Source organism: Haloarchaeobius baliensis, assembly GCF_052060055.1.
GTDB lineage: Archaea > Halobacteriota > Halobacteria > Halobacteriales > Natrialbaceae > Haloarchaeobius > Haloarchaeobius baliensis.
Genome location: NZ_JBPPFR010000003.1, coordinates 480,953 through 505,600 on the forward strand (window position 1 = coordinate 480,953; position 24,648 = coordinate 505,600).

A 24,648-nucleotide genomic window follows, 5' to 3' on the forward strand; every position below is an offset into this window, starting at 1 on the left:
GCCACCCCGGCCTTTGCTTGGAGCGCGAGCCGAATAGTTATAGAGTTGTTTTACAGCACCAGTATTCAGACATAACAGAAAACAGTACGTTACTGTCGAGGTATGTTCGCCAGGGTTGAACGTGCCGTCAGGGCACTCGGCCGACGCAGCGTTTCCGCCTACCCGTGGACCGCTCGGCCGCTCGGACACGCGCGCTCGCTCTACGCCGGCTCGTACCTGGCCTGGGTCCGTCTCCGGTCGTACCTGTCGGACGACGCACCGATCGACCCGTTCCGCGTCGACCGCATCCGTCCGTCGGCTGTCGAGCGCACCGCGGAGTTCTTCGACCACGCGCCGAAGTACCGGCGGGCGGGTCGGGTCGTCGGCGGGAACTGGGACCAGCACCCGGAGCGGTTCACCGACCGGACGCTCTACCGGTCGTTCGAGGCCCACTTCGACGACGTCGTCCCGTGGACGGAGACGGCGTTCTTCGCGGAGACCATGGCGCGGATCGAGGACGGCGAGCGCCCGTGGGGCTGTGACCGTCGGGCCGACCTGGAGCGTCGGTGTACCGAACTGGACGAGCTCTACGAGTCGATCGCCCGCAACGGCGTCCTGTCCCAGGCGGAGCTGCTCGGCGGCGACGGCAAGGAACCCGCCCGCAAGGACCGCCCGAACGGGCTGGCCCGTCGGATAGAGGACGAGATCGCCGTCCACGTCGGGCGCGACGGCGAGTTCCTTTTCTGCGACGGCCGGAACCGGCTCGCCATCGCGAAGCTGCTCGACGTCGACTCCATCCCGGCCCGCATCATGGTCAGACACGAACGGTGGCAGTCCTTCCGCGACGACGTGGCCGCGGGGCGGGTCGAACCCGGCCGACACGCCGACCATCCGGACATCCGTCCGCTGCTGGACTGAGTCCGCGCCGTGGTCACCCGTCCGGGTCGGCGGCGAGACGCTGGATGCCCTCCTCGAGCCCGACCGTCGCATCGAACCCGAGTCGTTCGCTCGCCTTCCGGACGTCAGCACAGCTGTGCTCGATGTCGGCCGGTCGCGGATCGTCGTGAAGTACGTCGACCGACCCGGGGACCGCCTCCTGGACGAGCCGTGCGAGCTCCCGAACGGTCGTCGAGTCGCCGGTGCCGACGTTGAACGCCTCGCCCGTGGCGTCGGTCGACGCGGCGGCGAGCACCGCCCGGACCACGTCGTCGACGTGGACGAAGTCGCGCGACTGGGTCCCATCGCCGTGGATCACGAGCGGCTCACCCTGCCGGGCACGCGAGAGGAAGGTCGCGAGGACGCCGTTCCGGTGGCCGGGGCCGTAGACGTTGAAGAACCGCAGGCTGACCGCCGACACGTCGTACCAGTCGGCGTACCGGCGTGCGTAGCGGTCGGCGGCGAGCTTCCCCACCCCGTACGGACTGCGCGGGCGGAGCGGCGCATCCTCCGGGATCGGCGTCTCCGCCGGCCGTCCGTACACCGCCGCGCTCGAAGCGAGCACGACCCTCGCATCCTGGGCCCGGGCCCGCTCGAGGATGGCCGCGGTCCCGACGGCGTTCACGTCGAGCGACCGGGTGGGCTGCTCGAGCGTCGCGGGCACCGACGAGAACGCCGCGAGGTGGAACACGACGTCCACCCCCGCCATCGCCGCGGCGAGGTCGGCCGGGCGCGTCACGTCCCCCTCGAGCACCGCGACCTCGTCCGGAAGCTCGGCCCGACGGTCGCCCGTCGAGTGGTCGAGCACCCGCGTCTCCGCGACGGGCGCGAGCCGCTCGACGAGGTGCCGGCCGATGAAGCCCGCGCCGCCGGTGACGAGGACGGTGGCGTCCGCGAGTGCTGCTGTTGGGTCCGACGTCGATTCCTCCGCGGGTCGGGCCGCGCCAGCGGCGCGGTCGTAGCTCGACGGCATCCCCCGCACTGGGTCGGGCGAGGGGATTTGTTATGCACCGACTGCAGTCCGGAACGACGTGCCTGCCACGGTGAACGGTCCAGCGGTTTTTCCCGCTCCCGTCGCGCCCCTCTACACGACCGACCGAGTCGGTCAGACCCCTACCCACCATGCGCCCGAACGAACTGGAACCCTACCTCGGCTTCGCACTCGACTACCCCGTCGACGCCGACGACGTCCGGCGGCGGCTGGGGCTCGTCGAGGTGAGCGCTCCCGGCGTCGACGCCACGACGACCATCGACGACCTGCTTCGCCCCGCTGACGGCGCGACCTTCGACAGCGCCACGGCCCTGTACGAACAGCTCGTGTGCAACCTCGACGAGCGTCACGTCGGGCGGAAGTTCTACGACGACCGGGGTGGGCAGGCCGCCTCGACGGGCGGGCCCCGCGACGAACGCAACACCTCCTTCTAGCCGGCCGCGTCGGCGACCACACGCCGACGGTCACCGGACGAACGTCCGGAGCTGGTCCACGTCCAGCAGGCCCGAGCTCACCCCGAGCACCGCCCAGACGCCGACGCCCATCCCGACGACGCCGAACAGCGTCCCCAGCCCGCCCACGAGTGGGAGCGCGAGCGTGACGACGGCACCCATCCCGAGCGCGATCCCACAGACGACCGCCGCGCGGCGGACGAGTCGCAGCGGGCGGAGGCCGAGCTCGGTGTGGATGACGTAGACGTTCGTCCCCGTGTAGACGGTGTAGGTGAAGACCGTGGCGGCGGCCGCACCGACCGCCCCGTACACCGGGATGAGGAGCACGTTCAGCCCGGCGTTCGAGACGGCCATGGCGCTCTTGACGGCCGCCCTGGCCCGTGCCCGCCCCATGTAGTCGAGCGCGTCGCTCGTGATCTTGTTGATCGCGTTGACGAGGATGAAGCCGCTGAACACCTGGACGACCGGCACCGCGGGCGCGTAGGCCGTCCCGAACACGTAGACGACGGTCGGTCGAGCGACCAGCACCAGCCCCAGACACGCCGGCACGTAGCAGAGCAGGACGTACGTGAGCGACTGTTCGTAGAGCCGGGCCGCACGCTCGCGGTCGCCGGTCCCGGACTGCTCGCCAAGCACCGGTGAGAGGGCGAAGCCGAACGACGCCGCCGGCATCGACACGATGTCCGAGAGCTGCTTGGCGACCGTGTAGTAGCCGGCAGCGGCGAGGCTGGCGAGGGAGCCGACCAGCACCACGTCCACCTTCTTGTCGAGGACGTTCGCGCCACGGGTCGCCGTGAGCGGGACGGCGTACTCGACGAGCCGTCGACCGAGGCCGGCCTCCATCTCCGCTGCGGCGTCACCGGCGTCGTAGACACGGCCGAGGAGCAGAACGCCACCCACGGCGACGGCGACGGCGTAGCCGGCGACGTAGCCGAGGAACGCCCCGTAGGCACCCAGCCCGATGGCGACCAGCCCGACCGCGAACGCCACCCGGGCCACCCCGTTCACCCCGGCGGTCAGGGCGCTGAGGTCGACGCGGTTGACCCCCTGGAAGACGGCGTTGAGGAACTTGAATCCGGCCCGGACGGCGACGTACAGCGTGCCGACGAGCAGGAACGGTGCGACCGTCGGCTGTCCGAGCAGGTCGGCGATGGGGCGGTGGAACACGGCCAGCGCGAGGACGACGACGACGGTCGTCAGGCCGACGGCCGTCGCACCGGTCCGGAGGACGTGCGGGACCTGTCCCGAATCGCCGTCGAGGTGGTCGTTGACGTAGCGTGCGGTGGACTTCGGCAGCCCGAGCGTCGCCAGGATGGAGACGACCGAGAGCGCGGCGAGGGCGACGTTGAGCAGGCCGTACTCCGCGGGCGTGAGCAACACCCGTGCGAGCAGGACGACGAGGACGACGTTCGCGACCTTGTCGAGGACGCTCGCCGCGAGCGAGGCACTCGCGCCCCGGCGGAGCGTCGCGATTGGGTCGTCCGACACGTCAGACACACCCGCCGGCGGTCGGCGCTTCGTCACCCCGGTGCCGGTCGGACCGCTCGTCCAGTCCCGGACACGCGACCGCCGCCGTGCCCGACTCCCCGTCGGCCTGGCCGTCGCCGTAGAGGTAGTACAGCTCCAGCCCGCCGTTGCTCGACACCCGGTTCACACCGGGGTCGGTCTCCAGCTTGGCGAACCCCGTCGCGTTGTACCGGAGGCCCTCGAACAGCACCACCTCGCGACGGTAGCCGCCGTCCCCCACGGTGAAGTAGCGGTCCCTGTTGAACTCGTAGCCCAGGCCCCGTTCGAAGGTCGGTCCCGCGACGGCGTCCTCGTAGCCGGGGAACTCGAGGCGGTTCCGTGCCTGCTCGGTCCCGTAGACGGCGTCCACGTAGCGCTGTGGGCCGCCGCGGATGCCGGTGAACTCGACCCCCTCCGCCCGCACGTCGAAGGCGTGCGAGTAGCCCTCGTAGTCGAGTTCGGTGACCTGCGAGTTCGACTGGTAGACGTACGGGGAGCCGAACAGCGCTGGCACCCCGAGCGGGACCAGCGCGAGCAACAGACACGCCATGAGCACCCGTGCGGGGACCGGGAACTGGTCACCGAGACCGTCGGTACCGAGCCAGCGGACGAGTGCCACCCCACCGAGGATCGTGACCGGCACCATCAGCAGCCCCTGGTAGCGGAAGTACATGTCACCCGGTCCGCCGAGGAACATCAGCAGGAACAGACCCGTGAGCGGGACGAACGCGACGCCGAGGTACCGGGCGAACTGGGTCCGGGCCGCGTCGGCCGCGGTCGACCGTCCCAGGAACGCCAGCGCGATGGCCGTCGCGGCGAGCAGTGACAGTACCACGTCGGGTAGGAACAGCTTCACGAACAGCTCCGGGACGGAGCCTCCCACGGCGGTGAGCGACGTCGACTTCTGGGTGACGACCTCGGAGCCGCCCCCGGAGCCGTACACGAGGTTGTACGCGATGGAGCTCGTGTTCCCGCCGACTCGCTGGAACCGCGGTGCCCAGACGACGAACGCGAGGGCGAAGATGATGGTCTGGACGTACACCGGCCGCTGGCTCGCCGCGGTGCTCTCCGGGAACAGCACCCGGGCGAGGAGCTGGATACCCGCCACCGTCGCGAAGACGAGGAGGAGGTTCGCCGCCTGCTGTGGATGCACGAGCGTCACCGACAGGGAGGCGAGTGCGAGCAGCACACCGACCGCAGTCGTCGGGTTCCGCGCGGGACGCCAGCCGTCCTGCTCGAGGTAGACGAACAGGAGGAACAGGACGAACGGGGCGTACATGACCGCCTGACTGGAGGTGTGCGGGAGCATGTGCATGGCGATGACGTTGATCGGGACGAACAGCAGCCCGAGGAACGCACCGACGAGGAGCCCCTCGTCACGGCCCGAGAGCAGCCGGACCGACAGCGAGACGAACAGCACGAACAGCGTGGCGAACAGGAGGACCACCCAGAGCATCGTCAGCCGGAACGTGACGCCGGTGACGCTGCCGAGGACGACCGTGAGCTCGTGCACCCCGGGGTAGAGGAGCTGGTACGGCGAGAGCGAGCCGCCGGCCAGCTCGCGCGCCCAGCCCAGGTGGCTCAACGAGTCGCCGGAGCCGTAGAAGTAGTACTCCCGGAGCAACGGCACGCCGGCGAGCGAGACACCGGAGAGGACGACGAGTCCGGTCGCCGCGAGCCGTCGGCTCCGGGTCACCCCGGGGGAGAGCCCGGCGACCGCGGCCGTCACGAGCGCCGTGGCGATGCCGAGCCAGAAGCCGGGCGGCGTCGCCCCGTAGATCGAGAGTTCGTACCCACGTGCCGGGGACCCGTGGGCGAGTGCGGCCCCGCCCCCGAGTGCGACGTACCCGACCGCGAGCAGGGCCGTGCGGGCGGCGCGTTGGCTCGTCATCGTGCCGATCCGACCCCGGGCAGCAAGTCGGTCGAGACGCTGTTCTCCCCCGAACACACCGGCAGTGACCGGTGCGTGTCACTCGTCGCGACGAAGCGTCGCATACTGTCCCGCCCGTCGGTGAGTCCGGCCTTTGTTATTCGACCGATACGGGTGTCGGTGCGATGGCAGGCCGCCCCGAAGGCGAGTGCGGCGCCGGCCTCGCGCTCGGGACGGTCTGGAGCGGCTCGGAGGGCTTCGATGGACACGTGAGTGCGCGGTCCCGACGGTACCAGGCGCCTACCCCCGTCGGGCGGTCGCTAACAAACATCCCCCCTCGTGCAACTCGCGCACATGGTCGAACACGTCCCGTTCACCGAGATACACGTCACCGACGACATCGTCGACCGGACGGCGTCTGTCGTGCGAAGCGGCAGATACGTCGACGGACCACAGCTGGACGCCTTCGAGGCCGAGTTCGCGGACACGTTCGACGTCGACCAAGCGGTCGGTGTCAGCAGCGGCACGGCGGCACTGTCGCTGGCGTTGCGAGCCGCCGGCGTCGGCGAGGGCGACGCCGTCCTGCTGCCGGCCCACACCTTCTTCGCGACCGCGAGCGCGGCGATGAACCTCGACGCGAAGCCCGTCTTCGTCGACGTCGACCCCGAGACGTACGCCATCGACGCGGAGGACCTCGAGGCGAAGGCGTCGTTCGCGTCCCGACCGGCCGCGGTCGTCCCGGTCCACATCTACGGGCAGCCGGCCGACATGGCTGCCGTCACCCGCGTCGCTGACGACTACGGCATGACGGTCATCGAGGACAGCTGCCAGGCCCACGCGGCCCGGTACGACGGCTCGTACGCCGGCACCATCGGCGACGTCGGCTGCTTCAGCTTCTACCCGTCGAAGAACATGACCGTCGGGGGCGACGGCGGGATGCTCGTCACCGACGACGCCGAGCTGGCCGACGCCGCACGGCGACTGCGGAACCAGGGCCGGAACCCGGCGGGCGTCCACGTCGACCTCGGGCTCAACTACCGGCTGGACGAGTTCAAGGCGGCGTTCGGCCGCGAACACCTGCAACAGGTCGAGGAGTGGGGACGGATGCGCCGCGAGAACGCCGCGCTCTACGACGAACGACTCGCCGACGTGCCCGAGATCGAGACCCCGACCGTCGCGGACGAGCGCGAGCACGTCTACCACCTCTACGTCGTCCAGGCGGCCGAACGGGACGCGCTCCGGACGTTCCTCTCGGACCGCGGCGTCGAGACCGGTATCCACTACGAGCACGCCCTCCACCAGCACCCGGCCATCGTCGACGAGGCGGACGGGACGCCCCGGCTCCCTGTCGTGGAGCGGCTCGTCGACCGCATCGTCTCGCTGCCGATGCATCCCTGGCTGCAGGAACGGGAGGTCGAGCACGTCTGTACCGCTATCGAGGACTTCTACCGGGGTGAACGGCCGTGAAGCTCGCCGTCGTCGGCACCGGCTACTGGGGGTCGAACCACGCCCGCATCGCCGGGGAGTTCGTGGCCGAGGGTGTCGTCGACGACGCCATCGTCTGCGACGCCGACCCCGACCGTGCCAGGAGCGTCGCGACCGAGCACGGCCTCGACTACGTCACCGACCACCGGACCGTCGCCGACCAGGGCGTCGACGCCGCCATCGTCGCCACACCGTCGCCCACCCACGAGCCCGTCGTGACCGACCTGCTCGCCGACGGCGTGGACGCGATGGTCGAGAAGCCCCTCGCGCTGTCGGTCGAGGCCGCGAACCGCATCGTCCGTGTCGCCGACGACCACGACCGCATCCTCGGCGTCGGCCACGTGTTCCGCCACCACCCGGCGCTGGACGCCGTCCGCGAGCTGGTCAGGGAGGGCGACCTCGGCACCGTCTCGCACCTCCGAACCGCCCGGCACGCCTGCCAGCCGGCCCGGCCGGTGGGCGCGCTCCACTCCCTCGCCGTCCACGAGGTCGACATCTACCGGTACCTGCTGGAGCGCAACCCCGACACTGTGTACTGCCGACTCGACCAGGCGGTCGCCACCGAGACGCACGACACCGTCACCCTGGTGCTCGACTTCGGCGACGTGACGGGCGTCGTCAGCGAGTCCTGGTCCATCCCCGTCGCCGGGAAGCGCCGCGAGCTCGTCGTCGTGGGGAGCGACGCCGTCGCCGCGGTGGACTACCTCGAGGACACGGTCGTCGAGCTGTACGACGTGCCGCCGTCGAGCCAGCCCGCGGGGACCCGCCAGAGCCACATCGTCGAGAGCGAGGCGCCCGCCGAGATCGTCGAGCTCGACGGCGGCGAGCCACTGAAGGCGGAGGACCGGGACTTCGTCGAGGCGGTCCGCGACGGCCGCGAGCCGGTCACGACCGGCGTCGACGGCACCTGGGCGGTGAAGCTCCTCGCGGACGCCGAACGGTCGGCCGAACGCAACGCCGTCGTCGACGTCCGCGGCGACGCGATGGTCCAGCCGCGACGGTCGGTCCGGTCGCAGAACTAGCCGGCCTCGGCGCCGGGACCGCCCCCGTCGGTGCTCAGTTCCGGAAGCCGACTACCTCGGCGGGGTTGCCGGCGACGATGGCGTTCGCCGGGACGTCCTCGGTGACGACCGCGCCGGCGCCCACGAGCGCGTTCTCACCGACCTCGACGGGCAGGAGCGTCGCGTTCGTCCCGATTACCGCCCCGTCCCCGACGGTCGTCGACTCCCAGTCGTCGGCGTCGCCGCTCGGCGGGTGGCGGTCGTTGATGAACTTCGCGCCGTGGCTGACGAACACGTCGTCGCCGAGCGCCACCCCCGAGCAGACGAACGCGTGGGTCTGGAGTCGGCACCGGTCGCCGACGACGGCGTCCGCCTGCACCTCGACGAACGAACCGACCATCGACTCGTCGCCGATCTCGCAGCCGTAGAGGTTGGCGTACCGCCAGATATGGCAGTCAGAACCGAGCTCGCAGTCGACGACGGTGGAGTACGGTGCGATGGTCGTTCCATCCCCGACACTGCTGTCCCGGACGTCGCCGGCCGGCTCGCTGGGGGTCTGCCTGGACATACCCGCATCTCGGAAGAGGTGCTTGCTAAGAATGCGGGTCCTACCCGGACGGACCGACGCGTACCGGGACGGTTACAATGCCGCACCGGCACCCGGTTCGGACCGTCATGGAAGCGATCGTACTCGCGGCGGGTCGCGGGAGCCGGCTCCAGCCACTCACCGACGACCGGCCGAAGGGACTCGTCAGGGTCGGCGGCCGCCCGTTGCTCGCCGACTGCCTCGACCAGCTGCTCTCCGTCGGCGTCGACCGGTTCGTCATCGTCGTCGGCTACGAGGCCGGACAGATCATCGACCACTTCGGCTCCGAGCACCGCGGCCGACCGATCAGCTACGCCCACCAGTCAGAGCGCGACGGCGTCGCCTCCGCGCTCCTCGCCGCCGAGGAGTCCGTCACGGACGACGAGTTCCTCGTGATGCTCGGCGACAACGTGTTCCGCGCGAACATCGGCGCAGTCGTCGGGGCGTTCGAGTCGGACGGGACGGACGGCGCGGTGCTCGTCGAGGAGGTCCCCGCCGAGGAGGCGAGCCGGTACGGTGTCTGTCGACTCGACGAGGACGGCCAGATCGAACACATCGTCGAGAAGCCGGACGACCCGCCGTCGACGCTCGTCGCGACCGGGCTGTACGCCTTCACCGACGACGTCTTCGACGCCTGTCGCCGCATCGAGCCCTCCGACCGCGGCGAGTACGAGATCAGCGACGCGATCAACGAGTACGTGACGGGGCACGACGTGGAGGCGGTCTCCCTCGCCGGCTGGCGCGTCGACGTCGGCTACCCACGTGACAGGAACGAGGCGGACCGCCGCCTCGTCGGCGACACGCCGACCCCGGGCGAACGCGCCGGCGCGTCGGAGTCCTTCGAGTAGCTCCGCGGCAGCAGCGGTCGCGGTTATGCGTCGATGACAGACCGGTAGACGGACTCGATACGTTCGCCCATGCGGTCCAGCCCGAGCTCCGTGACCGCCCGTCGCTCACCGCCCGGCTCGCCCTCGCTCGGCAGCACCTCGGCGAGCCCCGCGACGAGTTCCTCGTCGGACCGGCAGACCCGCGAGCGCTCGGTGCCCGCGACGCGCTCGGCGACGTCGCCCACGTCGACAGCGACGACCGGTGTGTCGCAGGCCAGCGCCTCCTTGACCGCGTTCGTCGACCCCTCGTGCCGCGAGGTGAGCACGAGCGCGTCGCTGGCCGCGTAGTACCGGGCCATGTCGTGGTGGTCGACGCCGGTGACCGTCGTGAGCTCCACGGGGCGGTCGAGGAACCGCGCGGCCTCGTCGACCACCCGGCGAGCGCGCGGGTAGTCCTTGACGGCCCGGTCCTTCGAGTACGGGAACAGCACGTAGTAGCGGTCGGACCGCCAGCCGAGCCGGTCGCGGGCCGCCGCCTGCGGCATCGGTTCGAACACGTCCAGGTCCACCCCGTGCGGGATGACGTGGGCGTCGGTGTCGAGCGCCGCCGCCATCCCCTCGGTCATGACGATGACTGCGTCCGCCCGCCTGGCCGCAGTTCGCGAGACCGCTCCGAACCGGCCGAACAGGTCGGTGCCCCAGAGCGAGACGACGACCGGGAGCCGCGACTGTGCCAGCGCAGCCGGTGTCGTCAGGCCGTTGTTCGCGTGTATCAGGTCGAAGCCGTCGCGTGCGCGTCGCACCGCACGGGGTACGAGTCTGGCGTACGAGAGCGGTGAGCGGTGCTCGTCCGCTTCCGGGCTCTCCGGGACGGCGACGGTCTCGAGCTCGATCCCACGATCTGCGAGCGTGCTGCACTGCTTCTGGAAGAACGTCGCCTCCGCGGTCGTGACGAGGTTCAGGACCCGCACGGTCATCGTCTCACGAACTCGTAGACGCGCTTTGCCACGGCCGTCGGTGCGCCCCCCGACTCGACGACGTGGTAGGGCACGAGGTCGGCCCCGAACTTGCTCTTGTACTTCGCGAGACGCTCCGTGTCGGCACCCATCAGGTCGTAGCCGGTCAGCGAGTCGAGCGGCGTGCCGGCGGCGACGTCCTCGACGATGCGCCAGTGCAGCAGCGCGTTGACGCTGGTCCCCTCGTAGTCGGCCCGGGTGCCACCCAGCCAGTACAGCGCGTCGTCGTTCGAGAACAGGGCGACGATGCCGCTGAGGAACTCGCCGTCGGGGCCACGGACCACGTAGACGCGGGCGCGGTCGTCGAGCCAGGTCACGAGGTCCTTCACGTACTGCCAGGGCAGGGTGAACGACCGACCCTGCTCCTCGTACCGTTCCTTCGTGCGCTCGAAGACCTGTCTGGCAGCCTCGACACCCTCGACGGACACCGAGATGTCGAGCTCCCGCCCGTCGCGGACCGACCGCCTGAAGCTCTTGCTGGCGGCTGCGAGGGCCTCGTCCGGCGTGGTGTCGGCGAGGTCGAGCCGGTACGTGAACGACATCGAGACGGCGTCGTCGTCCCAGATGTACGGTCGGGGATCGCCGTACGCTGGCGAGCAGACGAACCGGAACATCGTCGTGGAGTCGTCGAGCGAGAGCTCGTCACGGACCCCGCGGACGAACTCCTTGTTGGTCCGCTCCTGTTTTCGTCGTTTCGGGCTGAGCGGGGTGACGAGCGGGCCGAGTTTCGGGACGTTCATCGAGGGGGGCGGAGAGGTGACGGTCCGACCGACGGTCCGGTCTGTCACGAAGACCGGGAACTGGCCGACGGTCTGCCCGCCGTGGGAGGCGACGAACAGCTGCAGCTCACCGTCGGTGTGGTCTTCGAGCACTCGGAGCGCTGCTGGCAGGTGGAACACCTCGAACCCACTGTCTGGCAGTGCATCCCCCCACTCCGAGAGACCGACTCGTTCGATGTCCATGATGTTGGCGGGGAATCGCGTGAGCCACCCATTGTTACCGTCCGGCTACCCCTCGGCGCGAGGGTCGTGCGTCGGACGCGGCTGAGGGCCACTCGAGCAGTTCGTACAGTCGCCCCGGCGGGCCGACCCAGGCACCCCTGTCGAGCGCAGTCTCGACGAGTCGCCGGTAGAGTCGGGTGTGGCCGGGGAAGTCGGATTCGGCGAAGAAGCGCGGGTGCCAGAGGACGGTCATCACCGCGTCGTTGGCCGCGGCCTCGTCCAGCAGCTCCTTCAGTGCCGCCCAGGCACGGTCGAACTCCGCACCCGGGTCCGGGAGTGCCGACTCCATCACCGTCAGCGGGAAGACCACGAACTCGTCGTCGAACGGGCGACGGATGCCGTACTCGCCGTCGAACCCGAACGTCGACGAGGTCCCGGGCGTCGCGTCGTACCGCAGGCCGACGGCTCGCTGGTGTCGCCACGTCGCCGGCTCGTCGAGGTTCAGGTAGTGCTGGCGGCCGCCCAGGACGGGCTCACCGAGGATCGAATCGAGCCTGCGCTTCTCGCGCTCGAGCCTGTCCCTGTCCCGGTAGGAGTGATAGGAGCCGTGGAGTCCCACCTCCCAGTCAGCCGCCGCGAGCGACCGGACCAGCGCGACGATGTCCTGGTCGGTCAGGGAGTACCGGCCGCAGAACAGCCGCCAGCTCTCCGGATCGAACCAGCGCCGGACGGGGAGGTCGGTCAGCGTCCGCTCGTCCATGAAGTAGAACGCGGAGCGAACGCCGAGGTCCTCCTCCAGCTCGCGGACCGCGTCGAACGTCCAGAACGGGTTCTCGCCGTAGAGGAACTCACCGACCTGTGCGGGGTCGCGGTCCCGGAGCGCGTAGTACAACGACTGGTAGGTCTTGTACGGCCGGTCCACGTCGTGGGTGAGCAGCAGCGCGAACTCGTGGTCGTCGGGTACCGCACTCATCGTTCGGCCTCCAGCTCGAGCAGATCGAGCATGTAGCCCGTCACGTCGACCTTGTCGGCCAGCAGCCGGTTGCGTCCCTCGCGCCAGCGCGCCGCGGCCGCTGCGGGCTGTCTCGCCACGCCGTTGACGAGTTCGAGCAGCCGGTCGCCGTCCTCGGTCGACTGGACGAGCCCGTACTCCGACTCCAGTTCGACGAAGTTCTGGAGCGCTCCGGCACCGAAGGTGTCGTAGCGCAGCGCGGGCGTGCCGAGCAGGCCGGCCTCGGCCGCGGTCGTGTTCGAGTCGCCGACGTAGCAGTCCGCGAACCTGAGGAGGTCGTGGAGGCGCTCCGGCGGCACCGGCAGCGGTTCGGTCCCCGGCGGTGCGCCGCCATCGCCCTCGACGGACGCGTACACGGGGCCGAGGTCGCCGAGCGTGTCGACGACGCGCGACCGGACCTCCCCTGGCAGTGCGTCGTTCCCGTAGTCGTGGTGGGCGTCGCCGGCGACCAGCCGGACGACCGAGTAGGGTTCGTCGACGGCGACACCGTTCTCTCGCAGTGCCTCCGGAGACGGGTCGAACCGCGACGGGTGGAGGTACGCGAGCTCCTGGTACCCCTGGTAGCGACGCTGGCCGCCCCACCGTTCGTCGAACCCCGCCGGCGTACAGACCACGTCGGCGAGCGGGAGCGTCGAGCTCGCGAGCCAGCCAGCCGGTTCGGTGTCGTGGAAGACCACGCTCGGCGTGTCCGTCAGCCGTGCGGCGTGGACCGCGGCCGGATTGAGGCGGCTCACGACCACGTCGGGGTCGAAGCGTCTGACCTCGCGGAGCACACGCAGCTCGCGACCGAGCCACTCCCGGGCCAGCGCGAGCGGCGACTCGCCCTTCCTGGAGAGCGACCGGTGCTCGATACCCGCCGCGTCGAGCAGGTCCGTCGTCACCTCCTTCTCCCGGGAGAGGACGCGGACGTCGTGGCCCCCGCGGTCGAGCTCGGCGATGGCGTGTTTGAACAGGTGGACGTGGGCCGGGTGGGTCACGTCGAAGAGCGCTCGCATCGGTGCTCACTCCAGGTAGCCCAGGTCGGCCAGCCGGCGCTCGACGCCGGCGCTGTCCCCACCGCCGCCCTCGTGGTCCTCCGGGAGTGGTTCCCGGGTCCGGACCGGTGTCTTCCCGGGGACGGACTCGGGGTCGAACACGTCCAGCACCCGGCCGTCCATATCCGCCGGCACCGTCATGCCCATGGTGTGGAGGAGCGTCGGCGCGAGGTCGACGATCCGCGCGTCGAGGGTCAACCCCTCGGCGCGGAACGACGGGCCGGAGAACAGGAACAGCCCACTGGACTCGTTGCCACCCCGCCAGACGCCCTCGTCGGCGTACCACAGCCCCGCGCCGACGGCGTCGCTGGTGTGGACGTTCGGCCCCTGATCGAGGATGAGGTCCGGAGCGTTCTCGGCGTAGGGGCCCTCGTAGTGCTCCTCGCCGCGGTGGACCGCCTCGACGAGGGGCGCACCCGTCTCGGGATGGGTGAGGCCGGTGAGCTTCTCGACGAGTTCCTGCCGGACCGTCTCGTACCGGGGGTCCTTCTTCGACAGCGTGAGGTAGATCGGCCCCTGGTTGCTCGCGACGGCCGTCGTCCGCTCCCAGTTCACCGCAGAGAGGACCCGGTCCCGCTTGACGCCCTCCTCCCACGGGACGACCTTCTGGACCGACTCCGGGACGACCTTGCTGAGCGTGTCGACCATCCCGAGCTTCTTCGCGACCGTCAGCGCACGCTCGCGGGTGACACCCACCCTGCGGAACAGCTGGTCGACCGTCGTCCCGAGCGAGAGGTAGCCCTCCTCTGCCAGCCAGCGATTGATGTAGAACACCGTGTCGACGCGCTGGGTGCCGTGGTCGGACATCACGAGGATGTCGTGGTCCTGCTCGGTGAACCGCGTCAGGTTCTCGTCGATGCGTCGCCACGCCCGCTCGACCGGGGCGTCGCGCCAGAAGTAGTGCTGGAGCGCCATCGAGTAGAACACCGTCAGGTGGAGGAAGTCGGGCTGTTCGCGGTCGAGCAGCTGCTCGGCCGCCTCGAACCGCATGTCGATGAGTTCGAGGATGGCGTCGACCTCGTCCTCGCCGGTGTCCGACGGCGAGATCATCGGTGTGGGGTGGACGCTGTAGTCGAGCTCCTCGTCGAGGTAGCGCTCCACGTCCGCTGGCGTCGCGTAGCCGCTCTGGAGCGACCGGTACTCGGAGTCCGAGGCGTCGGGGCCACCGGCGACCATGAACCCGTCCATCTCCTTCGGCGGGTACGTCGACGGGACGTTGACGACGCCGGCACGGAGCCCCTCGTCCTCGACGTAGTCCCAGAGCTCGGCGCTCCGGAAGTCCGTCGCGTCGTGGAACACGTGCTCCCGTTCGTCGGTGTCGATGCGGTCGAACCGGAACACGTCGAGCTTGCCCGGGTTCTTCCCCGTCGCGTAGCACTTCCAGTTCGGGACGGTCAGCGGCGGGAGACAGCTACGGGAGGTGCCGCCGATGCCGTCGTCGATGAGTCGTTGCAGGTTGGGGAGTCTACCCTCGTCGAGCCACTCCCGCAACAGGGGCCAGTTCGCGCCGTCGAGTCCGATCACGATGGTGGTCATGGTAGTTGGTGGAGTCCGTGTTTGACGATGTTCGTCGCGGTGTCTTTCGTGCGCTCGACCAGCAGCTCGACCACGTCGCCCGCCCACCGGTTGGGATGCGAGAGGACGCACGCGCGGGAGACCCGGTGGTTCCGGAACAGCGTGGCGAGCTCGTGGGTCGTGTCGGCCGAGACGCGCTTGTCGCCCTCGCCCATGGTGTGGTCCTTTATCTTCAGGGCGCCATCTCGCCAGGTCCGGCCCGTGTCCGAGAAGTAGACCACGTCCTCGAAGTCCATCGAGAGGTACGCCTCGCCGAGCAGGTCGAACTCGGCGAAGCCGGCGTGGTCCCAGAGGTCGCGGTTGTCGTGCGGCGTCAGCGGGTTGCCGTGCATGCAGACCGTGTCGACCGAGACGAGGCTGCGCAGCATCGACAGGTTCCGGCCGAAGACATCGCGGGCGAGCTTCGGGTCGCCGTCGGCCCGGTCCATCGACTCGTAGTGCAGGCCGACCTCGTGGCCGAGCGACTCCAGCCGCCGGATGAGGTCGGGGCGGAACACCTCGTCGGTGGTCCGGACGTAGTAGGTGGACTGGATGCCTCGGTCGGCCTCGAGCTCCGCGAAGACGAGCGAGTTCGCGGGCTTGCGGTCCACGTCGTGGCGGTGGACCACGAACGATTCGGGCAGCTGCTCTCGCTGCAGGTACTCCCGCATCGTGAGGCTCTCGTAGCCGCAGGCGTCGAGCGTGTCCAGCAGCAGCCGGTAGGCGTCGTACGTGAAGTCGGCCGGGGGCTCGCCCGCCACGATCAGTCACCTCCCACGGTGTAGACCCGGTGGTCGGTGTCGGCGAGGTCGAGCGCCTGCCGCCCGTCGACGACGGCGAGTCGGTCGAACGCCGCCCAGTCGAGATCGTCGAACTCGTCGTGGGCCGTGACGAGGACCGCCCCCTCGATGTCGCGGTCGGACAGCTCGTACGGGTCCAGGACCTCGTGGGGGAACCCGGGGACGTGGTCGACGAGCGGGTCGACCCCGAGCACGGTCACCCCGGCGTCGGCCAGCCGGGCGGCGAGCGGCTTCGCCGGCGTCGCCCGCACCTCCGCGACGCCCGGCCGGTAGGTCAGCCCGAGGACGGCGACGGTGGCATCCTCGGGCGATGTCCCGACGGCGTGGAGCTCGTCGAGCAGCCGCTCCGCGACGAACGCGGGCATCCGGTCGTTCACCGCGCGGGCGGTCCGGAGCAGCGGCGCATCGGGTTCGAACTGCCCCATGACGAAGTGCGGGTAGTACGGGATGCAGTGCCCGCCGACGCCGGCGCCCGGCGTGTGGATGTCACAGAACGGCTGGGTGTTCGCCGTCTCGATGGCCTCGGTCACGTCGATGCCGAACGCGTCGGCGAACTGCGCGAGCTCGTTCGCAAGCGCGATGTTCACGTCGCGGTACAGCCCCTCGAACACCTTCACCGCCTCCGCGGTCGTCGCGTCGGTGACCGCGTGGACGCCGGCGTCGTTGATCTCCCGATAGACCCGCCGGGCCAGCTCGGTGCTCGCCGGGTCGACCCCGCCGACGACCTTCGGGTAGCTCCCGCGGATGTCCTCGATGGCCCGACCGCTCATGGTGCGCTCCGGGCAGAACGCCAGGCCGAACTCGTCCGGATCGAGGCCGCTCTTCGCGACGAGCGCCGGCTGGAGCCGGTCGACGCAGGTACGGGGTGGGACCGTACACTCGACGAACACCGCGTCGCCCGGCTGGAGGCCGGCCGCCACGTCATCGATTGCGGCGTCGAGTGCACCGAGTTCGGGCTCGCCGTCGGTGACGAGCGTCGGGACCATCACGACGTGGATGCATGCGGACGCAGCCGCCCGTTCGCCGTCGGTCGTGGCCCGGAGCGCCCCCCGCTCGACGGTCCGCGAGACGAGTTCGTCCAGCCCGGGCTCGCCTGCGACGTGGCTCTCGCCCGCCTCGACGGCGGCGACGACGCCCTCGTCGACGTCGACGCCGACCACGTCGCCGGTCGCCTCGGCGAAGACGGCCGCCAGCGGGAGGCCCATCTTCCCGAGCCCGTACACCGCGACCTGGTACTCGCCGAGACCGAACGCCCAGGGGAACGTCCGTTCGTCACCGTGGGGCGGGTAGGGTGCCTCGGGGACGGTCTCGCTCACGGCTCGGCCACCTCCGTCCGGCCGAGCGCGCCCTCGACCTGCTGTGCCAGTGCCACCGCGCGGAGCCCGTCCGCCGCCGTGACTATCGGCTCGGAGCCGTCCCGGGCCGCCTGCGCGAACGACCGGAGCTCGTGTTTCAGCGGCTCGCCGTTGTCGACGATGGGTCGCTCGACGACGCTGGCAGTGCGGTGGCGGACCCCCGACGACCCGGCGACGACCTCCGAGAGCGAGTGCCGGTACACCTCGACCGACTGCGCGAGGTAGTCGAGCGTGACGTAGCACTCGCCAGCGGTCAGCGTCAGCTCCCTGACCTTCTGCTGGGTCGCCCGGCTCGCGTCGACCGTCGCGACGGTGCCGTCCGCGAACCGGAGCTGCGCGGAGACGTGCTGGTCGGCGAGCGTGCCGACGGCGGACACCTGGCGGACCTCGCTGTCCACGATGGAGGCCACCACGTCGAGGTCGTGGACCATCAGGTCCAGCATCACCGAGTCCCGCCCGCCACCGCTCGGAGGCGGCCCCAGCCGGCGCGCGGACATCGCCACGACGTCGAGCTCGTCGACGAACGACTGCAGCGACCGGACGGCGGGGTTGAACCGCTCGACGTGGCCCACCTGCAGGGTGACCCCCGCGGCCTCCGCCCGCGCGGCCAGATCGCGTCCGGCCTCGATGTCGTGGACGAACGGTTTCTCGACGAGCACGTGGACGCCGGCGTCGATGCACGCCCGTGCGGTCTCGACGTGATACTGGGTCGGGACGGCGACGGAGACGACGTCCGCCCGGGCGAGCAGTTCGGACTGCGGGAGCGCCGGGACGTCGTGTCGGTCCGCCACGGTCGCGGCCGTCTTCGAGTCGGCGTCGGTCACCCCGACGAGGGTCGTCTCGGGGAGTTCGTCGTAGACGCGGGCGTGGTTTGCACCCATGTTGCCGACGCCGAGCACGCCCGCCGCGAGCACGTCGTCAGGCACGGTAGAACCCCCTGACCGCCTCTGCGACTGCCCGGGCCTCGCGGTCGTCGAGTCCGGGGTGGACCGGCAGCGAGAGCACCTCCTGGGCGAGGCGCTCCGCCACGCGGCAGTCCGCCTCGACGGACTCGAACGCCGGTTCCCGATGGACCGGCGTCGGGTAGTAGACGCCGCTGTCGATGCCGCGGCGCTCCAGGTGGTCGGCGAGGGCCTCGCGCTGTTCCGTCAGGACGGTGTACTGGTTGAACACGTGCAATCGGTCGGCTGGCGTCCGGGGCGTCCGGATCGGCAGCCCGGTGAGCCGCTCCGTCAGCGTCGCCGCGTGGGCACGGCGCCGACGGTTGAACTCGGGAAGTCGACGGAGCTGTTCCAGGCCGATGGCCGCCGCGATGCTCGTCATCCGGAAGTTGTGCCCGGTCTCGACGAAGCGCCCGGTGCCGTCGCGGCCGTGGTCGACGAACCGACGGATGCGGGCGGCGACCTCGTCGTCGTCCGTCGTCACCATCCCGCCCTCCCCGGTCGTCATGTTCTTCGACGGGTAGAAGCTGAAGCAGCCGGCGTCGCCGTGGGAGCCGACCGGTTCCTCGTCGACGGTCGCGCCGTGGGCCTGGCAGGCGTCCTCGACGAGGGTGAGGTCGTGTTCCGTCGCGAGCTCGCGGAGCCGGGGCATGTCGGCCGGCAGCCCGAACAGGTGGACCGGGACGACCGCGTCGACGTCCCGACGGCGGGCGACCTCCGCGACGGCGTCTACGTCGATGGTGTACGTCGTCGGGTCGACGTCGACGAACAGCGGCTCCGCGCCGACGTGTCGGATGGCGTTCGCCGTCGCCACGAACGTGAAGGGTGACGTGACGACGGTGTCGCCCGAACAGACGCCGCAGGCGACGAGCGCGGCGTGGAGCGCGGTGGTCCCGTTCGACGTGGCGACGGCGTGGTCCGTGCCGCAGTAGTCGGCGAAGGCGTCCTCGAACGAGCGGACCGTCGAGCCGTCGGCGAGCTGGCCGTCCGACAGGACCGACGCGATCCGGTCCCGTTCCCTGTCGCCGACGACCGGGTCGACGAGGTCGATCATGGCTCGGCGTTCCCCCCCTCGAGCTCGTCCGGCAGCGGCTGGAACGTCGCCGGTACCCCCGTCGCGAGCGTGTCCGGTGGGACGTCGCGGGTGACGACGGCGCCCGCAGCGACGAACGACCGCTCGCCGACGGTCAGGCCCGGGAGCACCGTCGCGTTCGCTCCGATGGACACGTCGTCCTCGAGTCTGGGCCCGACCAGCTCCACCTCCCGGCGCGTCGGGTACGGGTCGTTCGTCAGGGTCGCGTTCGGGCCGAGGAACACCCGCCTCCCGAGGTCGGAGTTCGTCGGCACGTAGGCGCCGGTCTGGAGGCTCGTGCCGGAGCCGACGGCGGTCTGCCCGTCGACGACGGCTCTGGTCCCGACGACCACGTCGTCACCGAGCGTCGTCCCCTCCCGGACGAGCGCGTGGTGGCCGGTCTGGAGGTTGTCGCCGGCGACGACGTCCGAGTAGATGACCGTCCCTGCCCGCACACGCGGGGCGTGCCCGAGGGTCGGTGGCTCACCGTCCGGTGGTGTCCCGAGGACGGCCGTCTGGTCCACGTGGCCCTGTTCGCCGACGGCCGCACGCGTCCGAGTCCGGTCGCTCATCGCACTCCCCTCCGGTCACGTCGCCGGTTCCCCACCGCATCGAGAACGATACTTCGTGGCATGATGGTCGATCACCGGCCCCTCGGCCGGAACTGGTTCGCTGGTCAGTTGGACTACCCTTTGTTATGGTGTAGTTGCGACTTCGTCGTCTCCGTCTAACCGATATCGACGATTGCGTCTCCGCGCGAGGTCCACTCCGTCTGGCGGTCTCTCGAGGGCTCGTCGTGCGCCCCGTCTCGGACGCGACCGGTCTGGCCGGACGGACACGAACCGGGCGGCTGCCTTCGGTCGTGCCAGCGCGATCCGGCCGACACGCGATAGTGGCCGCATACTAACGGTACGTCCGCACCGGACCCGGCACATGGGAACGGTCGTACTGTCGGTCGATGCGGAACTCGCCTGGGGCTTCCACGACAAGTCCTCACCACCGATGGCCCGGATAGCGGCGGCCCGTGAGGGATGGCGGGCGCTCCTGGACGTGTTCGACGAACACGAGCTGCCCGCGACCTGGGCGGTGGTCGGCCACCTGTTCCTCAGCAGCTGCGACGGCTCCCATCCCGACATCCCGGCCCCGCCGGGGTGGTTCAGTGCGGAGCGCGACGGCGACCTCGCCGACGAGGTACTGTTCTGTGCCCCCGAGCTCGTCGGCGACATCGGCCGGGCCGACACCGAGCACGACCTCGGCATCCACACGTTCTCGCACGTCCAGTTCGGCGCGCTGGAGACCACGGCCGCGCTCGCCCGGACCGAGATCGAGCTCGCCGTCGACGTCGCCAGACAGGCGGGCTTCGACCCCGCGTCGTTCGTCTTCCCCCGGAACGACGTCGGCCACCGGTCAGAGCTGGCGGACTCACCCATCCTCTGCTACCGCGGCGTCCGACCCACCGACGGGGGTGGACTCGGGAGCCGCAGTGGCAAGGTCAGGGCCGCGGCCTTCGGGCCGACGGCACCACCGCTGGTCGAACCGAGCATCGACGAGTTCGGCCTCGTCGACGTCCCCGCGTCGCTCTACCTGTACGGCTTCCAGGGCGTCGGCTGTCGGATGGCGTCGCTGCTGCGGGAGGACCCCGTCGTGGCGGCCGTCAGGTCGGGACTGGACGCGGCAGCCGAGCGCGACGGCGTCCTCCACCTCTGGCTCCACCCGAACAACCTCGTCACCGAGCGCGACCACGAGCGGCTCGGACAGGTCTGTGAGCTCGTGGCGCGCTACCGGGACGAGACGGACGTCGCGGTCGAGACGATGCGGTCGGTCGCCCGACGCACGCTCGCGGCCCGGTCCGACACGGCCGGCGACGACCCGACGCCGGCCGACCCCCAGTCACCGTGAGTCGTGCTCGCTGAAGGTGAGCGCCCAGTTCTCCGGTCGGCGGATGTCGAGCCCACCGACCTGCCAGGCCTGCTCGCCGGCGTCGGCGAGGTCGTAGGCGATCTGGCGTGACGGTGACGCGCCGAGCGAGAGCGGTCGTCTGTCGTCCGGCAGGAAGCCGAAGCGACGCAGCAACCCGGGGTCGACGGTGTCGCCGGCGACGGCGACGAGGGTCGAGTCGCTCGCGTCCTCGACGACGGCCGCCAGGAGTGCCCGCATCGCGGCCCGCGGCCGCACCGTCCGGTCTATCGGGACCGGCTCCATCACGTTGGTCACCGTCCCACGCTCGGTTCTCGCGGTTCCCGTGATCAGTGCAGCGACCGCCTCGCCGTCCCGTTCGGCGACGTAGCTGTCGTACGACCAGCGCGGGTTAGCGAAGCGCCAGCGGTAGAACGGTTCGTCTCGGACCGCGTGGACCCGCCGTTCGGTCGCCCGGCTGGCCAGCCCCGCGAGGCGCTCTGCCGGCGGGTCCTCGTACCGAACGACGCTCCCACCGAAGTCGACGTCGCGCAGGGTCCGCTCGGCCGTCCGCGCGGCCGAGACGACCCGACCGCCGACCGAGGCGAGACTGTCGGCGCCAGCGGGAGACCCCTCGTCGATGACGCTTCCGGGGTCGTGGACACGGTACCGTGTCACCAGCTCCTGGACGAGTTCGCCGCCGACGTTCCGGTAGCCCGGCTCGGACAGCGAGTTAGGGAAGTTGAACGCGAACCGGGGGGGCTGCCCGGAGTAGTAGTCCATCGCGAACGCCGTCGTCCGGGTGAACAACCCCTTTCGCCGGTGGTCCTCGTGGACGATGGTGTCGCCGAACCGGAGTGCGAGGGTCCGGGTCTCGCCCGCCTGCATCCGGTAGGGTACCTGCGGCCGCGCTGCCACGACGCCGTCCGTGTCGTCGACCGCGACGACGACCGGAACGTGGGCGACGTACGGGTTGTCCTCGTACTTCCAGCGGAACCAGGCCTCCGTCGCCGGTCCCATCACGGACCGGTAGAGGCCCAGGAAGTCGTTTCTGTCCGCCGGTTCGAAGAATCGAATCGTGTAGTCGTCACCCCCCGACTGGCCGTCGCCCATCAGTCCGTTGCCGGGCCGTCAGACTCGACGAGCCTCCCAGCGACGTTCTCGGCGGTCGCGTCGGCCTCGACCTCGGCGTGTGACTGGAACACCGGGCAGTCGGTCGCGTGGTGGAACTCGAACCTGTCGTTGCAGATGTCCGCCCGCATCGGCGAGACGAACGTCTCCTGGATTGCACAGTACGGCCGCTCGTGGTCGAACTCGACATCGTCGTCGGCACGGCGGTACTCGAGGTACGGACACGGCATACTCCCCCCATCCGGATGTGGCGTCAATGTAATAGCACCGTTATCGGTTCTAAGGGGTTGCTTCGACGAATCCGGTACGGACGGACGACACCGCCCCGCTCAAACGCGACGTTCGAACCGGTTAGCAACCGTATGCGTCCGCCGGGGGGCACGTACGGACCACATAACGAGATGCTGCTCTCGGTAAGCTGACCGTGATGAAACCGACCGTTCACCAGCGAACTGTCGCACGCGACGGAGGTGACAGACCGTGACCGCCGACCTGGACGTCGAGGTGATCGACAGTGTCCACGAGGTCAACGAGAACCAGTGGAACAATCTGGTCGAGCAGGCGGACCTCGGCTCCGTCTTCCACCGCCACGGGTGGCTCGCGCTCGTGGAGGAGCACGTCCCAGAGTGCCGGCCGCTGCACGTCGTCGTCACGAAGAAGGGCAACCCTGTCGGTCTGCTCCCGAACTTCGCCGGACCGATCTACCTCCCGACGGCGACGCGGCTCGGGAATCGCCTCCCGCTTCGTGAGGTCGTCAGCGTCGACCCCGGCTTCGGCGGGCCGGTCGTCTCCAGCGACGAGCGGGACTGTCTGGAGCTGCTGTTCGACGCCCTCGACGGGGAGACCGGCGTCGGGACCCTGTACCACGCCATCAGGACCAACGACCTCGGCTACGTGCGCTACGGCAAGTGGCTCGCGAAGCGGGGGTACGAACCCACGCTCGTGAACTGCCGGTTCCGGATCGCCCTGGACGAGGACTGGTCGGCCATCAAGTCGGAGATGCAGAGCGGGCGGCGACGCGCGCTCAGGCAGGCCGACGAGGACGGCGTCGAGGTCGTCGAACGGGCTCCCGACCAGGCGACCGCGAGAGAGCTCTACGACGACTACGTCGCGAACGTCGAACGCGTCGGTGGCGTCCCGTACGAACGGCCGTTCTTCGAGGCCCTGCTGACCGAGTTCTCCGACCGGGTCCGCGTGTTCAGTGCGGTCCACGACGGCGAACCGGTCGGCTCGTACGTCAACATCCTCGACGACGAGCAGAAGACGGTCCACTTCTACTTCTCCGCCATCCCGGACGAGGACTGCTTCTCGCACCACCCCTCCGAGGTCCTGCATAGACGGGGCATCAGATGGGCCCTCGACAACGGCTACCGCTACTACGACTTCGGGGCGACCGGTGCCCACTTCGACGAGACGGTGTTCAGGTACAAGTCCCGCTACGGCGGCGAGGCCGTGCCGACGCTCCAGTGGCGGAAGGGCCACTCCCGTGTCGGCTGGCCGGCGTTCAAGCTCGGCCGGAACGTCTACCAGAAGGCGACGTACTGAGCCGGCTTCGGTGGGTGTCGGCCCGACGGGAGGAGTGTCGAGTACCGTATATCGGACAGACGACTGTCGTGACACGGACTTGTCCAGGTCCTGTTGTACGCGGTTCCCGTGCAAAGTCCGGTCATTCAGATGCTGAACCTGTTTCCCCCACCTCTCATATACCGACGAGAGCTTACAGGAATTTTATATAATTTCCGCCAGCACTTACCGTATGGGAAGTCGTCTTTCGAGACTCTCTCCGTCCCCCGTCTTCGTGTTCTTCTTCGTGGGGGTCGTGCTCCTCCTCGTCGTCTCGACTTCGTTCGGAATCGGAGCGATCCGGTACGAGTTCAGCTACGTCGGGACGGTCGACGACCCGACCGATGCACGCTGGCGGTTCGACTACGAAGATCTCACGGCCGAGGACAGACGGGTCGTGCAGCGGGCGATGGAGGGGGAGCGGTTCGTATTCGAAAGCGACGGGCAATTGCCCGGGCCAGGACGTGGAGATATCGCATTCAGGTATCAGGGGGAGTGGCATCTGTTCGAGCGGCGGATGTACTTCGAACCGGAGTCAGCGTTCGGAATCGCGTCGATTGCGAGTGGGCTGGCTGGGTTCGCCTGTATCGGGGAATCAGTTCGACGGAAGCGACGAGCGTGAAAAGCAGGATTCGGAGCTGCATCCTCACGATGGTCGACGGCACTGTCCGGTTCCGAATCCGGAACAGACGCCGTCTCG

23 protein-coding genes and 1 pseudogene are annotated in these 24,648 nt (G+C 69.9%); 8 read left to right on the plus strand and 16 right to left on the minus strand.

Annotated elements, in window-relative coordinates:
* The first annotated feature begins 102 nt into the window (after positions 1-102).
* Positions 103-897, plus strand: a complete 795-nt coding sequence (locus tag ACSG06_RS19195; RefSeq protein WP_440991903.1) for a hypothetical protein — start codon at positions 103-105, stop codon at positions 895-897.
* 13 nt (positions 898-910) lie between these two features.
* Here the strand turns inward: ACSG06_RS19195 and ACSG06_RS19200 are convergent, their stop codons facing one another.
* Positions 911-1,888, minus strand: coding sequence for an NAD-dependent epimerase/dehydratase family protein (locus ACSG06_RS19200; protein ID WP_440991904.1), 978 nt, complete (start codon positions 1,886-1,888; stop codon positions 911-913).
* 149 nt (positions 1,889-2,037) lie between these two features.
* Here ACSG06_RS19200 and ACSG06_RS19205 point away from each other — a divergent pair, with 149 nt between their 5' ends.
* Complete coding sequence (locus tag ACSG06_RS19205; protein WP_440991905.1) at positions 2,038-2,340, plus strand: DUF5789 family protein; 303 nt, start codon at positions 2,038-2,040, stop codon at positions 2,338-2,340.
* Between the two features lie 30 nt (positions 2,341-2,370).
* On the opposite strand, the gene ACSG06_RS19210 is transcribed toward ACSG06_RS19205, so the two are convergent.
* Together ACSG06_RS19210 and ACSG06_RS19215 are read right to left on the minus strand one after the other, a co-directional pair.
* Entirely contained in the window at positions 2,371-3,882 is a 1,512-nt protein-coding gene (locus tag ACSG06_RS19210) for a lipopolysaccharide biosynthesis protein (protein ID WP_440991906.1), read from the minus strand.
* Positions 3,848-5,755, minus strand: coding sequence for a hypothetical protein (locus ACSG06_RS19215; RefSeq protein ID WP_440991907.1), 1,908 nt, complete (start codon positions 5,753-5,755; stop codon positions 3,848-3,850). The genes ACSG06_RS19210 and ACSG06_RS19215 overlap by 35 nt, the downstream gene beginning before the upstream one ends.
* Positions 5,756-6,088: 333 nt before the next feature.
* Between ACSG06_RS19215 and ACSG06_RS19220 the strand changes: the two genes are divergently transcribed.
* Positions 6,089-7,201 (plus strand): DegT/DnrJ/EryC1/StrS family aminotransferase, encoded by a 1,113-nt coding sequence (locus ACSG06_RS19220; RefSeq protein ID WP_440991908.1) that lies wholly within the window; start codon positions 6,089-6,091, stop codon positions 7,199-7,201.
* Positions 7,198-8,241 (plus strand): Gfo/Idh/MocA family protein, encoded by a 1,044-nt coding sequence (locus ACSG06_RS19225; protein ID WP_440991909.1) that lies wholly within the window; start codon positions 7,198-7,200, stop codon positions 8,239-8,241. The genes ACSG06_RS19220 and ACSG06_RS19225 overlap by 4 nt, the downstream gene beginning before the upstream one ends.
* A 49-nt stretch (positions 8,242-8,290) precedes the next feature.
* Here the strand turns inward: ACSG06_RS19225 and ACSG06_RS19230 are convergent.
* Positions 8,291-8,437, minus strand: a pseudogene (locus ACSG06_RS19230) (DapH/DapD/GlmU-related protein); the annotation flags it as partial.
* A 458-nt stretch (positions 8,438-8,895) separates the two neighbouring features.
* Here ACSG06_RS19230 and ACSG06_RS19235 point away from each other — a divergent pair.
* Entirely contained in the window at positions 8,896-9,654 is a 759-nt protein-coding gene (locus ACSG06_RS19235) for a sugar phosphate nucleotidyltransferase (RefSeq protein WP_440991910.1), read from the plus strand.
* Positions 9,655-9,677: 23 nt separating this feature from the next.
* Here ACSG06_RS19235 and ACSG06_RS19240 read toward each other — a convergent pair whose 3' ends face one another.
* Genes ACSG06_RS19240 through ACSG06_RS19285 form a run of 10 tightly spaced genes read right to left on the minus strand, consistent with a single transcriptional unit; the run spans position 9,678 to position 19,930 of the window.
* Positions 9,678-10,610 (minus strand): glycosyltransferase, encoded by a 933-nt coding sequence (locus tag ACSG06_RS19240; protein WP_440991911.1) that lies wholly within the window; start codon positions 10,608-10,610, stop codon positions 9,678-9,680.
* The gene (locus ACSG06_RS19245) at positions 10,607-11,611 is read right to left on the minus strand and encodes a GNAT family N-acetyltransferase (protein WP_440991912.1); all 1,005 of its coding nucleotides are present in this window, start codon (positions 11,609-11,611) and stop codon (positions 10,607-10,609) included. The genes ACSG06_RS19240 and ACSG06_RS19245 overlap by 4 nt, the downstream gene beginning before the upstream one ends.
* Positions 11,612-11,645: 34 nt before the next feature.
* Positions 11,646-12,563, minus strand: coding sequence for a polysaccharide deacetylase family protein (locus ACSG06_RS19250; RefSeq protein WP_440991913.1), 918 nt, complete (start codon positions 12,561-12,563; stop codon positions 11,646-11,648).
* The gene (locus ACSG06_RS19255; protein WP_440991914.1) at positions 12,560-13,597 is read right to left on the minus strand and encodes a DUF354 domain-containing protein; all 1,038 of its coding nucleotides are present in this window, start codon (positions 13,595-13,597) and stop codon (positions 12,560-12,562) included. The genes ACSG06_RS19250 and ACSG06_RS19255 overlap by 4 nt, the downstream gene beginning before the upstream one ends.
* 6 nt (positions 13,598-13,603) lie before the next feature.
* Entirely contained in the window at positions 13,604-15,172 is a 1,569-nt protein-coding gene (locus ACSG06_RS19260; protein WP_440991915.1) for an alkaline phosphatase family protein, read from the minus strand.
* Entirely contained in the window at positions 15,169-15,951 is a 783-nt protein-coding gene (locus tag ACSG06_RS19265; RefSeq protein ID WP_440991916.1) for a hypothetical protein, read from the minus strand. Before ACSG06_RS19265 ends, ACSG06_RS19260 begins: the two co-directional genes overlap by 4 nt.
* A 2-nt stretch (positions 15,952-15,953) precedes the next feature.
* Entirely contained in the window at positions 15,954-17,306 is a 1,353-nt protein-coding gene (locus tag ACSG06_RS19270; protein WP_440991917.1) for a nucleotide sugar dehydrogenase, read from the minus strand.
* Positions 17,303-18,271 (minus strand): Gfo/Idh/MocA family oxidoreductase, encoded by a 969-nt coding sequence (locus ACSG06_RS19275; protein WP_440991918.1) that lies wholly within the window; start codon positions 18,269-18,271, stop codon positions 17,303-17,305. Before ACSG06_RS19275 ends, ACSG06_RS19270 begins: the two co-directional genes overlap by 4 nt.
* The gene (locus ACSG06_RS19280) at positions 18,264-19,340 is read right to left on the minus strand and encodes a DegT/DnrJ/EryC1/StrS family aminotransferase (RefSeq protein WP_440991919.1); all 1,077 of its coding nucleotides are present in this window, start codon (positions 19,338-19,340) and stop codon (positions 18,264-18,266) included. The genes ACSG06_RS19275 and ACSG06_RS19280 overlap by 8 nt, the downstream gene beginning before the upstream one ends.
* A complete protein-coding gene (locus ACSG06_RS19285) occupies positions 19,337-19,930 on the minus strand; it encodes an acyltransferase (protein ID WP_440991920.1) in 594 nt (197 codons plus the stop codon). The genes ACSG06_RS19280 and ACSG06_RS19285 overlap by 4 nt, the downstream gene beginning before the upstream one ends.
* A gap of 361 nt (positions 19,931-20,291) precedes the next feature.
* Between ACSG06_RS19285 and ACSG06_RS19290 the strand changes: the two genes are divergently transcribed.
* Positions 20,292-21,257: a polysaccharide deacetylase family protein gene (locus ACSG06_RS19290; protein ID WP_440991921.1), complete on the plus strand. Its 966-nt coding sequence runs from the start codon at positions 20,292-20,294 to the stop codon at positions 21,255-21,257.
* Here ACSG06_RS19290 and ACSG06_RS19295 read toward each other — a convergent pair.
* A complete protein-coding gene (locus ACSG06_RS19295) occupies positions 21,249-22,367 on the minus strand; it encodes a GNAT family N-acetyltransferase (RefSeq protein ID WP_440991922.1) in 1,119 nt (372 codons plus the stop codon). The two genes, ACSG06_RS19290 and ACSG06_RS19295, sit on opposite strands and share 9 nt — an antisense overlap.
* The gene (locus tag ACSG06_RS19300) at positions 22,367-22,615 is read right to left on the minus strand and encodes a hypothetical protein (protein ID WP_440991923.1); all 249 of its coding nucleotides are present in this window, start codon (positions 22,613-22,615) and stop codon (positions 22,367-22,369) included. The genes ACSG06_RS19295 and ACSG06_RS19300 overlap by 1 nt, the downstream gene beginning before the upstream one ends.
* A gap of 250 nt (positions 22,616-22,865) precedes the next feature.
* On the opposite strand from ACSG06_RS19300, the gene ACSG06_RS19305 reads away from it, so the two are divergent.
* Both ACSG06_RS19305 and ACSG06_RS19310 read left to right on the plus strand, forming a co-directional pair.
* Positions 22,866-23,930 (plus strand): GNAT family N-acetyltransferase, encoded by a 1,065-nt coding sequence (locus ACSG06_RS19305; RefSeq protein ID WP_440991924.1) that lies wholly within the window; start codon positions 22,866-22,868, stop codon positions 23,928-23,930.
* Between the two features lie 253 nt (positions 23,931-24,183).
* Positions 24,184-24,570, plus strand: coding sequence for a DUF7979 domain-containing protein (locus ACSG06_RS19310; RefSeq protein WP_440991925.1), 387 nt, complete (start codon positions 24,184-24,186; stop codon positions 24,568-24,570).
* Positions 24,571-24,648 lie beyond the last annotated feature (78 nt).